This window comes from Thermincola sp. GK-1 (assembly GCF_059412445.1).
On record NZ_JBSQAT010000005.1, the window covers coordinates 28,511 to 43,527 of the forward strand.

Sequence of the window (15,017 nt, forward strand, 5' to 3'; positions counted from 1 at the left end):
TTTTGTCCCCTTTTTTATCCAACTAAAGTGTAGCATAAAATTATGGCAAATGTGTGTCATTTTTTATGCAAATTGCAGGCATTTTAATAATTTTACTATTCCCCGCTGTTAGGAAATTCATTATGTAAAAAACACAAAAGGAAAACAGGCCAAATACATCGATTTATAACGGGATATAGCATTTGACCTGTTCCACACACTCTACTTGTATTCAACATCCTCCGGTATATCTTATCAAAACAATCTAGAATTTACCATCGTGCCTGTGACACCTGAAACAATTCGTCGGGAAACTCTGGCTGTTAATATGGCCGTTTGAGGGTCCGTGACAACTTTTGCAGAAGAATCTTGCGTCCACCCCTAGAGCCGGCCGGCCGTTATTTTGATAGGTCCAACTATAAGTTAGCAGGCCAACCTTATTTACTCCCGTATTGGAAATGGTTTCGGTCTTTAAACTGTAGCTGTTTATGCTACCATGCGGATCATGACAGACAACACAATCAAACCGGGAATGGTTATTGCTGTAGTTTTTAATATTAATTAAAGTCCTTGTACCCGAACCGACACCCGGCGCATATGGCTGTGTCTGGGTATCCGTCGGGAAGGTACCGTCGTGACATTTTAAACAGAAATCATTCCTGGAGCCTGTCCAGAGACTGCTCGGTGAAGGGTTGTCCGGGTCGGTTACTTTTCTGTCCGCAGTCACATTATGTGGGTTGTGGCAGTTTACACAACCTAAACTTGCTCCTGATTTTTGCCGGTCAGTCCCCAACACATCATGCCTGGTGTAACTATCATTCCCGGCAGTAAATTTTTTGTATATATCGGGCGCCGCAGAAGCCTGATTGGAACTATGACAAGCTAAACAGAAATTTTCATCTCTGTAATTTTTTAAGTTTGCATTTGCCGCACCATGGGGTTCATGGCAGGATATGCATTTTATTTCGGTGCCTGACGGCGGATTGGCCATATTTAAATTGTGTACACTGAATTCAAAGGGCGCCTTATGGTCGCCGCCTTTTAAAGTCGAACCGGTACCATGGCATTTATAACACTGTTCGTTACCCTTGTAAACCATATTTCCGTTTATCGAAACGGGGCGCAATACAGCAGGATACAGCCTGTTTCCGCTTAAATCGACAGCTTTTGAATCCAGGTGCGCATCGTGGCAGCTTGCACAGGATAAACCGTTTTGCCCCACAGGGTGTTTGGAAGGATAGTTCCCATTAAACTCCTGATTGATGGCATTTTTGCTGCCGGTACCGTCATGGCAGACAAAACATACTTCCGCCTCGGAAACCTTAGTCAATAAATCCTGTCCTGATGCCGAATGGGAATCGTGACAATAGGCGCATTCCTTGGCATCCTGCTGAAATTTGACGTGCGGAACATTCGCAGCCGGATCAGCCTGGGGTTTAATCCAAATTTCCGCTGACCTGATCCCTTCCTGGTCCTTATCATCAATAGCCGCTACTGTATAATAATAGTCCCTGAACAATGAAACATTATCAGTATAATCTGTAGCAGTTACCAGGCCGCTGTTAAGTTTAACAAAGGTTCCCCCACTGCTGTCGGCGCGGTAAATATTGTACCCTCTGACATTGGGCTCTGCAGATGCATGCCAGGAAATTTTAACTGTTCCGTCATGGTTATCGGTTATGGTAACCCCCCCGGGAGGCCGGGCGGGCAAAGTCTTTCCTCTGGAAAGGACCTCGCGGATACTCTGGCCGTTCTGATTGGTATAAGTAAAGACCTGCACACCGCTTAAGGCCGACTGGCCGGTACCGTCGTAGGCAGCCACTTTATAAAAATACTCGGTAGAAGCCCCTATTGGCTGGATACCGGGAGTGTTATAATCAGCATCCTTATCCACATAATAGGTAGCATCGGCCCCCGTAGTCTGGCCAATTTTCTCGTAAGCACCCGTTTCCGTGGTGCTACGGTAAATATAATAACCCTGCGCCCCAGATACATATTTCCAGTTAATGCCTATTTCTGAGCTACTGATTCCCTTTGCATAGACGTAACCAGGGGCGCTGGGCGCGGCCCAGGCAGAAGAAACTGTAAAAAAACCAAACGAACCGGTTACCACCGCAATCAGTAGTCCGGTTAGGCCAAGTCTTTTACTCTTCATTTTTTTTCACCTCACCAGAGTTAATGGTAAAGGATATCAACCTTTTGTTTCCCCGGTCAGCTACGAAAAATTTCCGTCCATTCCCTGTAATATCGTTGGGAAATGCCATCCCTGCACTTAATTCAACCACGTTGGTTGTTCCGCTTTTAAGATTAATAAAGTACATTTGGTTAGCCAAGGTATCAACAAACAGTAATTCCCTTTTCCCGGTTATGGTCAGCCCCCTGGGAGCAGAAAGGCGGATACCTTGCGGCATTGGGAAAACCGTTTCAAATTTCCCTTTTTCGTTAAATACCTGGATGCGTAAATTATTTGTATCGGCAACATAAACTTTATTACCGGCAGTATCTACCGCAATACCGTTCGGGAAAAGAAATTCTCCCTTTCCCGTGCCTTCTTGGCCAAAGCTGAAAAGAAATCTGCCTGCAGGGTCAAAAACGGCTACCCTCTGCCTGCCTACATCAGTTACGTAAAGATTGCCCTTTTTATCAAAGGCAATGGCAGTCGGGCTGATGGCAGTAACCTCTCCTCCAGGAGCAGTTGAAGGATATATTTTGTGTAATTTTCCGTTGAGATCAAAAGCAAATACCCGGCCTTTATACAGGTCGGCTACATATAATAATCCCTTTGGGCCAAAAACCAGGTCCACAGGGTAAAAAAACCTGCCAAGGTCCCCGGCCTGAATTATTTCAGCCCTTTTTTTATTTTTCGTATTTAAAATTATAACCTTTTGTTTTCCTGCATCGGCTACAGCCAATAAATCACCTTTTGCGGCAACTCCCATAGGCCGCTCCAAATCCAAATTCACCGTATTAATGCCCTGTGCTGTTACCGTCCCATGTCTGACAAATTTCAAATCCGCCTGCAGGAAATAACCCTGGACCTGTTCCAAGCCCCAATAGGTCCCCACAGTTGCTAAGATGACTATTGCTCCAACCCATTTCAAAATCTGCTGCTTCATATAAACTACCTCTTTCTAGAATCGCCATGTTAGCACTGTAACAGCGAAACGATGTTAGCGCTGTAATAGCGAAACGTCTGAGCAATTCTATATTCTAGAACCCCTTTTTAATTCCTGCAAATATCACAAATAAATTGTCTAACAATTTAAACCATGAAACCCTTCTTTTTCTTCTAATACCGGAGTTCACAAATAGTTGTCCGTAAAATGTGAAAAGCCAAATGCGTAAACGCATCTGGCTTATTTGGGATCTATTCCTTTAGCTTTCCTTTCATGATCATCTCGTCAGCTACAGTTGAACACGGGTGGCTGTGCGCTTTCAGCATCTCGTCGGCCACCGTGGAACACGGGTGGCTGTGCGCTTTCAGCATCTCGTCGGCCACCGTAGAACACGGATGGCTGTGCGCCCTCAGCATCTCATCAGCCACCGTGGAACACGGATGGCTGTGGGCCCTCAGCATCTCATCAGCCACCGTGGAACACGGGTGGCTGTGGGCCCTCAGCATCTCGTCAGCCACCGTGGAACACGGATGGCTGTGTGGCATGGAAGGATGATTTCCCCGACTATAGATAAAACCGGCGGTGGCAGCGGAACATCCGGCAGCGCCCTGGCGATGGCCTGCCAGGATCCAGTCTTTCACACTGGTTGGTTCAAGTCCAAATCCGGGTATTTTTCCCCCCGCCCGGCCAACAATCTCAAATCCGCCGTCAGTTTCGTAACCAAGATTATCAGTCTGTACGGCAAAAACTGTAGCCCTGTTGGTAAGGTCGTAGTGCCTGATTAAACCAATCTCTCCTCTGGGCAGCCGCTGGCCTGTGCGCGGTCCGACAACCATGGTTCTCGTCCATGGTAGGCTGACCTTGCGCCTTTCCGTAATGGGTAAACCCAGCAGTTTTTCTCTTAACGTATTATCAAAGTAATTGGTGCCGCTCTCGCTCATGCCAAGGATATTTACGCAGTATTCACCGGACAGGCCGAAATATTTTTCACATCCGGCGTAAAATTCTTCCCGCGTGCAACTTCCGAAGGTTCCCTGGTAACCACCGCCGTCGCAAATCCTTGATTTCGGCGGCAGCTTAAAGGTCAGGTTGTTTTCCTTACAATAATTAAAGAAATAGACAAAACCGGAAGTTGCTCCCACAAGGGCAAGGGGTTCTCCTGTACTTTCTGCCTTCCTCAGCGCTTCCACCATCGCTTCTGCATTGAACCCTTCGGGGGTAATAAGATACATACTGTCTTCCGTGCCAAATGTTTCTTTTAACTGGTTCAGCCCAAAGGCCATAGCCATGGCGGGGGCTACCTTGGGCGAAGGTACCAGCAGCAGAATGCGCATTTTGTCCACGTCGGGAAAAACAAAATGTTTCGTCAACAAATAGTTGCTTTTAATAATCATCTCCATGCTACGCTTGTCACGGTATATTTTGCCTTTCATCCGCGGATCGCTGGTGCCGCTGGTCAATAAAGCCAGCTCTGCCTCTTCCAGGGGAAATGATGCAATAACTGCTTCTTTGAACGCCTGGGTCGGAATGGCCGGAATTTCATCCCAACGTTTTACATTCTCCGGAGTTTTGCCCTGTTTCAGGCAGTATTCGCGATAGTTCGCGTTCGCATGAAACTGGATTTCAAATTCCTTTAAGGCCAGCCGATTAAAGGTTTCTTCATCGTGGTTGTCTATTCCTTTTTCAATAAACTCCATAATCTGCCGGTCCAATTCCTGAACCATCGGTGAATCCACAGCATATTTTTTCCGTTCCATATCAATTCCCCCCATATTCTCGGATAAAAGCCTTTCTATCTCATAGCCCATTTCCTCTGGCAGCTTAATTGTCTGCTTGCCAAAGTTTTCCACAAAAAATTCCCGGTGCATAATCTGAATCGAATTAAGCATGTAGTCTCTTTTGAACCCCGGCGGCAAAGCCAGGCATTGTTTTACTTTCTCCATGTAAAAGACCCGGAAACAGTTAATCAAGTTATCCCAAAGTTCGGTAACGTCCATCTGCAAAGGCTTGACAATGGGATAAACGAAATGGTATTTGCTCAGATCGTGCTCAATAATGTGCGGTTTCAATTCTTCATACAGCGGTGTGTACGGCCACGGCGTGATCAGCAGGAAGTGCGCCAAATCGGGATTGAATTCCAGGGCTTTTTGCAGGGTTTGCTGCATGGTGTCCGGGGTTTCCTCCAGGTTGCCCAATATAAAGGAACATTCGGTAATAATGCCGGCCTCATCCAGAAGTTTTATGGCTTCCCTGGAATTTGCCGCCTCCAGTCCTTTATTGTACCTGTCCAGGGAACTCTGGAATACCGATTCAACGCCGATATACATGTGCATTACTCCGGCCTGCCTGTATTTCCACAGGATATCCCGGTCCCGCAGGACGTCTTCCACCCTGGTCTCCATACTGAAATGAAGGTCCATCTTTTTTTCTATAAGCAAGTCCAGGATTTGTTCCCACCGCCGGCGATTATAAGTTGTATATTCATCGGCCAGCATAATCATGCGGACACCGTATTGTTTATATAAAACCTCAACTTCTGATACGAAGTTTTGCGGCGACCTTTCTCTGTATGTACCCCGCCAAAAAAGATGTTGCGAACAAAAACTGCACCGGTGGGGGCATCCCCTCGACGAACTCATCAGCCCCAACCGCCGGTTGGTTATTTTATAGTAATAATTATTCCAATCTATTAAATCCCAGGCCGGCAGTAAACTGTCCAGGTCGTCAATTAAGGGCCTCTCTTCGGTAATCACCAATCTGTCGCCCTGTAAAAAAGCCAGGCCCTGCACCAGGGTCAGGTCCGTACCTTCGTTCAGGGACCTAAACAACTCGACTGCGGTAATCTCTCCCTCGCCCCGGACAACGAAGTCAACGGCTCGATTGTTTCTAAGTATTTCTTCAAAACAGAAGCTGGCGTGTACTCCTCCCAAAACTGTAATAACGGAAGGATTGACCTTTTTCACAACAGCCAGCGTATCAAGAGCCGCGTTAATACTGGCCGTATAGGCGCCAATCAAAACCGCGTCAGGATTGTTGGCGGCAACGTATTTTTCTATATCCTGCAGGTCATGGCGTAAAGTCATAACATCATAAATTGCAGGTTCAAATCCGGCCTGGCGCAAAGACCCCGCCAGGTAAACAAGGTTCAAAGGAGGCCAGTTTCCGGTAATCTCTATAATTCCTGTATGATAGGGGGGCGTCAGCAACAAAATCTTTCTGATCATGCCAAAACTCCTTATGTCTCCTCATTTTGAATATCCCGTCACGGCAAAGGCCCGGAGGGAAACAGCCGAAATAATCAGGCCAGCCCACTGTATTTTAAGTGTTCGTGAACACTGGGATAAATAAGGGGTATGCCAAAAAAAGCAAACAAAACCAACAGCAGACAAAATATGGACATCCAGGCCGACCTTTTGCCCTGCCATCTGTAAGTAATTCTCAAGTGCAAGTAAAATCCATAAACAAGCCAGGAAATAAAAGCCCAGGTTTCTATAGGGTCCCATCCCCAGTAACGCCCCCAGGCCTTATAAGCCCAGACTGAACCCGACGCGATCATGATCAGCAACATGATGAATGCGAAAACGACAAACCGATAGTTCAGATAATCTAACTTCTTTATATCGGGGAGTTTCTCCAGTAGAGGATGAACCAGGCCCCGCAATTCAGAAGACTCTTTCAGTAAGTACAGGATGCCTAACCCCGCAGCAATTAATGCCGACCCATAGGAAAGCTTGGCGAAAAGGATATGGATGCCTAACCAATAAGTGAAAAAGGTACGAGGAATTTCTTTCACCTCGGTAGAAGTCATGACAGCTATCCCAATCATGATGAATGAGAGGGGAAGGACCAGGGCCCCTAAAATTTTTAAGTTTGGTCTGAATAACTGCACGATCAGGTAAAAAGCCACAGCGCCCCAGGCATAAGAGGCAAAAACTTCGTATGTGCCCCAATAAGGAAAATGGCCTGTCTGCTTCCAGCGCAAAATTAAAGCAGCCGTATGGGCGACAAATCCTGCTGCAGCAATAAAGAGTGACAGTTTTAAGAACCTGCCTTTACCGAAAATAGTAGAACTGAAAAGCAAAATTGTAGCAACGGCATAAAAACCTACCGAAATCCAATAAAGGATGATTTGCACTTTAACAGAATCCACGAGAAATTAAGCCTCCTTAATCCTAAGCTGTAAGCCCTTGAGGAAAAACATGATTAAACCAAATAAAGATACCCAAAACCCGGCAAATAAGATCCGGGCGCCAGGATCATTGACCACTTCCAGTCCAACCCATCGCCGCACTTCACTACCCAGGGCAATTGTTTGCTTGCCCGGCAACAGTACGCCCTGTTTGTCGGAGATTATACCTTCGGCAAGCTTTTTCTTTGTTCTGTCATATACGGTTATATAAGCCACAGGATTTAATAAGCGGTCAGACACGCCGATCAAATTCCCGTTTTTCTGCCTGGCATCAGGGAAAAATTGCAAATCAACTATAAACGGTGTTTCATACAGAGGCTGCCCCGTCACTGAATAAGCAGCCGGTTTTTCCCCTTCCTGGTAAGTATTTAAAAGCAGGAATGTCTGGTAAATTATCTTTCCATTGCTGTCCCTGATAGTCACCATAGGGGCAAAACCCGCCAGGTAATAAAAGAACCTGTAATTTTTATAAATTAATGGCGCCCCCTTTTCTACCCAGTGGGCGGCCACAGTTTTACCCTCTTCTATAATTGCCACCTTTGATCTGATATAATTTACTCTACCCTGGCGGTCGTATACGGGACTCTGTTTCAACAGGGTTACGACAAAGCCCTGGTGCATTTTTTCACTGAATAACGGTCCTTCCTCAATTTTCCTGTAATTAGTATGCACTTCAGGCCTTATTTCCCCTTCGGCAACCATAAAATAACCCGTCATTTTAAACCCTGTTGAAACAAAACCCCCTACCGCCACCAAAACCAGGCCAACATGAAAAACCGTTTTCCCCCATGTATGCAGGCCGGCCCTGCGCACGACAGAAGATCTGAGCTGAGATACGGTGCAAAGAAACAAGTTCAGCAAAAAGACAAAAGCAGTAACTATAAACCACCAGGACGCAAACACACGCCGCAGGGCAACATCGGCGCTATCTCGTGATACAATCATGCCCAGCACTGAAAAGACTGTCAGCAAAAAGATGGTGACCAGAGCAAGTTGCTTTGATTTTAAAAAATAAAACAGCGATTTTAAATAATAATTTTTCGCCATATCAGTCTCTCCGGTTGCGTCATACCTGCCAAAAATTTGGTACTAAAGCTGTGCCCCTGACGGACACAGCTTTAGTATACCAACAAATTGATTCGACATTTCTGTTGCCGTTTCCTTTTCAAGTATACTGATATTATTTTGCAGGTTAATTAATAACCCTTGTGGTCATCACACTGCTTGCTGTCCGAACCGCAACTTCTCTTGCTGTAGTTTCCACTGGCCGGATGGGTAAAGTTCGTCAGCAGGTTGCCTGCGGAATTCGGGTCAGACTTGGTCACGATCAGGTGCGCCTTCGCGGTACCATGCGGTACTGCAGCATGACACCAGGAACACTGCACAACGCCGTTGACTTTGTGGTCACCAATATTGTGCAGGTTCTTTCCGCCCTCGCTGAAACCTGAAGTACCGCTTGTGCTGCCGCCGTAACCGTATGTGGCCCGGTCATGGCAAAGGAAGCAGAGCATATCGGCCTGTCCTGAGTTGGCAGTATATGTGTACGGCCGTTTCAGGATGTTTGCTTGCTGTGCCTTGCCGTCATTGTTATCCCCGTGGCAACCCTTACAGCCAACTACGCTGGTCGCTGTCCAGGGGCTGATATACTTGCCGTAACCACTGGCCTTGCTGGTCAGACCGGCCACTACGTGGTAAGCTGCCCTGGTATCGGCAAATTCTGCCTTCTGGGTATCATGACAGTTCAGGCAGTCAGCATCGGTAGCCGTCGGGAAAATCCCGGTCAGGTGCGGTGTGGCTATATCGGTATGAATAGCTCCCGCTCCATCGGCTGTCCCGGTATGGCAGTTGCTGCACCTCCGGTTGCTGCCGTCGGTGGCTGTACTGTCTATAGCTGCCCTGACCTTGGCTTTGGCGCTGTCATGGCAGGTGGCACAGTTCAGACCGCGTTTGGCATGTTCCTCTGTCAATACGGCGCTGTGGCACTTGCTGCAGTTCCAGTTGTAGGAGGTAAAGCCAAAATCGGGTGCGGTATGCACTGTGGCTATATCTCCGTGAATGTCATGGCAGGCGCTGCAGTTGGCGTTCTTGTTCTGCACGGCCGTCTTCACCCGGTCGGGTGCCGCACTGCTGTGGCATAATGCACAGGTCTGGGCTTCGCTGCCGGCACCTCCGGTATCAGTCGAGGCGGTCCAGGACAGGTCTACCCGGTCGTAGTAATCTGCCCGCGCAGTCAGCCCTGTGGGTACGGACGGCGCTACTGTGTCACCGCTGTTCGGACTCAGGTCACCCGGAGGATTGCTGACGCTGCCTCCGGAAGCGGCATTCTGGGTCAGCACAAGCTGCACGTTGGCAATATAGACGCTGGCCGACTTGCCGGGATCGGGCTTAATCCGGAACTTCATCCAGCCGAACCCGCTCATGGCCTGGGCTGCTTTGGTAACATCGATAGTCTCCGTGATAAATGAAGATGAGCTGGAGCGTACAGGACCGTTGACGTAATAACTGGAGCTGCTGGTATAAATTCCGGTATCGGTGGCATAGGGGTATATTCTCAGGTTGGTGCCGTTGTAGTACCGCACACTGAGCTTCAGTTCAACCTTGGCATATTTCTGTGCTTCCTCTGCCACCCGGACAAAAATATACTGGTCGCTGCTGCCGTTTTCTTTTACTGTGACGTAGGTACTGTTACTGTTATCGGTCAGCTTGGATAATACGTCTGTGGTGGATGATGGATCGTTGGATGACTCACCGTTATTACCGGAAGCATAGCGCGCTGAATCGGGATTAACTGTGCTGACGGATGTGGCAGGCAGGGTCCTGACACTCACCACAGCGCTGTCTGCCGAGTAATTGGGCTTGCCGTCATAGGCCCGGACTTTATAGTAGTAAGTTGTATCAGCCGCCAAGCCGGTATCGGCAAAAGCGGTAGCTGTTGTCTTGCCGATGGAAGTCCAGGGCCCGCTGCTGGAAGTAGCCCGGAATATTTCGTAACCAATTCCCGTTGCTGCAGTCAGGGCCTTGGTATGCTCTGCCGGCAGGTAATTGTCGTGGCAATTGGCACAGTTCATATTCGGGTCAGCAGGGAATGTCGGCTTGTGCTTGGCATCCCAGCCCAGGTGAATTTGGCCATGGCAGTCCTCGCAGTTGTACTCTGGATTGGCCTTTCCAACACCATTGGCTATCATAACAATAGCCTTCTGCTGAGCCGGAGTATTTGAAGCCCCACTGTGGCAGGTATTACATCCGCCAGGGTGGATATCTGTTGACTTAATGTCAACAGCCTGCCCTGCGGCAGCAGTGAAACCGTGGCAACTGTTACAGCTCATGCCGGTAGCCCCGTGTTTGGCCTTGTGCTCGGCCTGGTGTCCTGAGTCCACAGTATTGGTAAGGCTGCCGTTATGGCAGTCGGTACAGTAAATGGGCGCGCCATTTTTCATCATATCCAAATTCCCGTCGCCGGAAATGGGTTTGCCGGCACCTTCGAAGGTGCTGTTGTGGCAGGTGGCGCATCCAAAGTTGGGTATACCGGCTTTACTGTGCAGTTCGTATAGCTCCGCCTCGCCTGTGGCCGTATTGGTGGCGTGGCAGGTGGAACATTCAACCGCAGGCATCGCCTGGTAACCGGTCTTGGCCACTTTATGCTGATGGGACACATTACCGTGGCAATCGGTACAGGTATATCCTGTCCTGCTGAGATTGGAGCTGAGGTTCGCCTTAATTACTGCTGGCGTGTTCGGCAGAACATTAGCTGCGTTTGTGCCGTGGCAGGTATCGCAGTTCAGCCCTGCCTTGAAGCTCGCACTGTGCTGCACCGTTACGTCGGCATTGTGGCAGTTTGTACAGCCGGTGGCCCCGTCATCGGTAAATGCTGTCACCGTATGCATCTTGTTATGGGTTTTCGCCTTGGTCCCGTCATGGCATTCGGTACAGTTGTATGTGCCGTTGGCCAGACCAACCTTGGCGCTAATCACTCCCTGTACGTTGGCGTTGTCATGACAGGTATTGCAGTTGTTGCTGCTGTGGATTGCGGTCACGTCAACGGGCGTATTGGCTGCGATATTAAAGGATCCCTGTACTGTTGTCCCGTCATGGCAGGTGCTGCAGGTTACTGCTTCACTCTGCATTGCCTGGTGTTCCGGAGCGTGCCTGGTTTCCCTGGTTGCCGGGTAACCGTTGGCTGTATCGCCGTTATGGCACGTACTGCAGTAAATCGGTTCGGTACCGTTCTTCAGCATGTCTATAGTACCGTCCTTGGCTATTACGGCTGTCTCAAAGGGCGCGGTGTGACATGCTGAACAATCTTTACCGTATTTACTGTGCAGCTTGCTCAGTTCGGTAGCCTTGGTAGTGCTGTCGGTGGCATGGCAGTTGACACAGTTTACATCTGTATTGGCTTCATATGCTGTTACATCGTGGTTGTGGCTTACATTGGCATGGCAGGCCTGGCAGCTTATGTCATTTGCCGCCACTGCCGCCTTGACTTCTGCCCGGGCATTGGCGCCGTGGCAGGTATCGCAGGTGACGGTGGAATTCGGGTTCTTCTTATGCACACCCAGCAAGCTCTGGCCGTCAACTGTGGCGTCCTTGGCATGGCATTCCAGACATCCGGCTGTGGCCGGGTACTTGGCAGTATTGGCGTTATGGAATGCCTTGTGGGTTTCGGTCATATCCATGCCGGGTTTGACGGCATTGTCATGGCAGCCGGCACAGTTGGTGCTCAGGCTGGTGACCGCCGGCTTAAAGGTAGTATCGTTGTGGCATTCGCCGCAACCCACCAGGTACTTGGAGTGCAGTGAATCAACAGTCGGCACAGACCCGAGAGTACCGTTGTAGTGGCATGTGACGCAGTTGGGGCTGTACTCGGGTAAAAACTCGGGGAATACAGCCAGGTGCCTGGGCACATACTGTTTGCCCGGGTGAACGGGATCCAGGGTAACACCGTCATGGCAGGCAAAACAGTCTTTCTGCCCAAGCTCTACCTTTGTCTTCACCGGTGAAGCCGCACCGTGACAGGTAGTACACTGCATGGTTTTGGCCAACTGAACAGGCGGATTCAGGTGAGATGTTACCAGATCACTGCTGTGGCACCATGCACAGGTGATCATACCGCCGGTCAGTACTGTCGGACTGGTGTGCTTGGCTGAAACATCGCCGTGACATGTCTGACACTGATAACCTGTCTGCCCCTTCAGGTTCCTGATGTTGGTATCTGCTGCCGTAGTATGGCAGGTAGTACAGGCCGGGTGCAGGGTTAAGGTGTCGAAGCTCTCCGCGTCAAGTACGGCTGAGTGATTGGGCGTATAAGGCGCGCTGGTACCGTTATTATGGCAGTCAGTACACAGGTAGCCGTTTCCACTCTTCACCGCGGAGAAAATAGCGGTCATATCAGCAGCCACCAGGTCATTGTTATGGCACTGGAAGCACGACTCTGCCGCAGTTGCCGATAACTTCAGGTGGTACTGGGTTGTCTCCTGCTCAACAGCGTCATTGGCGTTCAATTTGGCTGCGTGCCTGGCTGCCGGAACTACCTGGCCGTTGTGGCAATCGGTACAGTTATAGCCTGTGGTACTGCCGCTCAGACTGTGAATTTTGTCGGTTACTGCCTGATTGGTGTTGGCATGGCACTGGGCACAATCCTTGTGGAACTGAGTAGTCTCATATGCTGTGCCATTGGTCCACTTGGCATTGTGCAGGGCAGCCAGCCCGCCGGTATGGCAGTCAGCACACAGATATGGCGTGGTGGTGCCGGACTTGGTGTTGATGGTATTCACCACATTGGCATCGGCGCTGTCGTGACAGGTTCCACAGGTCGGATGGAAATCAGTGGTCACATAAACGGTGCCCTTGTCATCCTGCGCCTTGTGGTAAGGAGCGTTAGCCACCAGACCGCTTTCCGTCACTGTCCCGTTATGGCAGTCAGTACATGCGTATCCCGGCGCAGGCAGTTTGGACCTGAGACCATCCAGGTTTATGCTGTACTTGCCGTTAACTACTCCGTGACAGGTGTTGCAGGATGCCGGGTGGAACCCAACAACGGCATCATTTCCAGCCTGGTGTACCGGGTAATAAGGTGATACCCCCTTGGTGGCGCCGGCACTGTGGCAGGCCGCACAATCGTAGCTTAACCCGAGTTTAACCTGTTCTTTCAGGCTGGCTATAGTACTCTTGTAAGTATCGTTGTGACAATCAGTACATGCCAGGTGGAAGGCAGTCGTGTCGTTATAGGTTACTCCCTCAAAGGTAGCCTTATGGCCGGCAGTACCGGTATGGCACTCAGTACAAGAGTAGCTTCCTGCTGGGTCAGCCTTCAATGCGGCAGCGATAGTTGCAACCTTGGCCGCATAGGTGGTGCCGGGAGTGTGACAGGTAGCGCAACTGGTATGTACGTCCATAATAGCCATCTGCTGGCCGTTGAAATCGGCCTTGTGCACCGGAGCCTTCGGATTGCTGCCGCCTGTATGACAGTCTAGACAGGAGTAGTCTTTTACACTACTGTAGGCGAGGGTTTTGATAGTACCCTGAATTTCAGCCCTGTCATGGCAGGTATTACAGCTTGTATGCGGTCCTCCGACCACACTGAGGCCGTTGCTCTTGTCGGCCACGTGGTACAACGGGTGACTCAACGGGCGTGTCGGCAGCACAGCCATGTTAAAGTGGCACTTTTCACAGGCCCGGTTGGCCTCAACACCGTTGGCGCTGTCAACCACAGCTTTTACCTCAGCAGGCGTAGTGGAACTGTGGCAGGTGGTACAGTCGTTGCTGTTGTTGTAGTGTTCCCTGTTCAGATAACTATCGTGACAGCTCGTACAGTTAATGGGTTCGTTGTTGGATTCAGGAATCAACGTCTGCGTGAAGGTGGTTGAGTGTTTGGCGGCAAGGCTTTCTTCGGTGTGCCCTGATTTATCGTAGCTGTGGCAATTGAGGCAGAGCTGAGTGCCGTCGGGGTTGGTTCTTAGTATTCCTCCGGTTGAATAGAACTTGTGGCACTGCGAGGTGGCACAGGATAATACTTGCGAACCATAACTTGATCCTGTAGCAACATTAAAAGTCGGAAAAACATAGCTGGAACTGCTATGTTGTTTATGGTTTACCGGTTGGTGACATGTTTCGCAGTTGACTGACTGGTGACACTTGGCACAACTGCCTGTCATCGCCGGCGTGTTCTTGCCGTTATGATATGTATGCACGTCCGGCGGGCGTACATTTACACTGTCGGGCGATTTAAAATAGCCTATCCCCTGCACATATACCGCCGTCCAACTAGGATAGGGATGGCTAGCATTAACTGCATAATGATTATGACAGGTAGCACAGGTATTTTGCGGCACCGGCGGTGCTAAATCAAAATTGCTCACTACATCTCCATGGCAGGTTGTGCAATCAGTTGTAGTCTGCGCTGCTGCAGGTTCAACTGCGACATAACCCATAATACCCACAAGCAACATAATTAATAAAACCACTTTTCTTTTATACACGATTTCACCTCCTTTTTTTAATATTTTTTCAGTTACCTTCTGCACTCCTGATTTCACCTCCTTCATAAAAGCCCTACATTAGAAAATTACATATTTAGCCACTTTTATATCATAATATTTATCGCTTGAATTCTCAACTTATCTTAACTGGATTTATGTTACAATACCTTTTAAATTCTGAAAAATACTTAATATCGCTAATTTTTTCGACTTATTTCCCTCAAAACGCCCGTTTTCCATAATTACTTAAATATTATT

Annotated in this window: 6 protein-coding genes; all 6 read right to left on the reverse strand. The window is 49.0% G+C overall.

Translation table 11 applies throughout. The features are described 5' to 3' along the window. Positions 1-244: 244 nt before the first annotated feature. Positions 245-2,134 (reverse strand): cytochrome c3 family protein, encoded by a 1,890-nt coding sequence (locus ACSNJE_RS06295; RefSeq protein WP_495252225.1) that lies wholly within the window; start codon positions 2,132-2,134, stop codon positions 245-247. Then, a complete protein-coding gene (locus tag ACSNJE_RS06300) occupies positions 2,124-3,095 on the reverse strand; it encodes a 6-bladed beta-propeller (protein WP_495252226.1) in 972 nt (323 codons plus the stop codon). Before ACSNJE_RS06300 ends, ACSNJE_RS06295 begins: the two co-directional genes overlap by 11 nt. A 251-nt stretch (positions 3,096-3,346) precedes the next feature. Further along, on the reverse strand, positions 3,347-6,319 hold the full coding sequence (locus ACSNJE_RS06305) for a LuxE/PaaK family acyltransferase (RefSeq protein ID WP_495252227.1): 2,973 nt from the start codon (positions 6,317-6,319) through the stop codon (positions 3,347-3,349). A gap of 74 nt (positions 6,320-6,393) precedes the next feature. Then, positions 6,394-7,245, reverse strand: a complete 852-nt coding sequence (ccsB, locus tag ACSNJE_RS06310; RefSeq protein ID WP_495252228.1) for a c-type cytochrome biogenesis protein CcsB — start codon at positions 7,243-7,245, stop codon at positions 6,394-6,396. 6 nt (positions 7,246-7,251) lie between these two features. Beyond that, positions 7,252-8,331, reverse strand: coding sequence for a cytochrome c biogenesis ResB family protein (locus ACSNJE_RS06315; protein WP_495252229.1), 1,080 nt, complete (start codon positions 8,329-8,331; stop codon positions 7,252-7,254). Positions 8,332-8,480: 149 nt separating this feature from the next. Beyond that, the gene (locus tag ACSNJE_RS06320) at positions 8,481-14,759 is read right to left on the reverse strand and encodes a multiheme c-type cytochrome (RefSeq protein ID WP_495252230.1); all 6,279 of its coding nucleotides are present in this window, start codon (positions 14,757-14,759) and stop codon (positions 8,481-8,483) included. Between the last annotated feature and the right edge of the window lie 258 nt (positions 14,760-15,017).

What these genes read in the sequence shown, in the direction of transcription:
- ACSNJE_RS06315 (WP_495252229.1), bottom strand. Translation starts at nt 8,331, where the DNA reads ATGGCGAAAAATTATTATTTAAAATCGCTGTTTTATTTTTTAAAATCA.
- ACSNJE_RS06295 (WP_495252225.1), bottom strand. Translation starts at nt 2,134, where the DNA reads ATGAAGAGTAAAAGACTTGGCCTAACCGGACTACTGATTGCGGTGGTA.
- ACSNJE_RS06300 (WP_495252226.1), bottom strand. Translation starts at nt 3,095, where the DNA reads ATGAAGCAGCAGATTTTGAAATGGGTTGGAGCAATAGTCATCTTAGCA.
- ACSNJE_RS06305 (WP_495252227.1), bottom strand. Translation starts at nt 6,319, where the DNA reads ATGATCAGAAAGATTTTGTTGCTGACGCCCCCCTATCATACAGGAATT.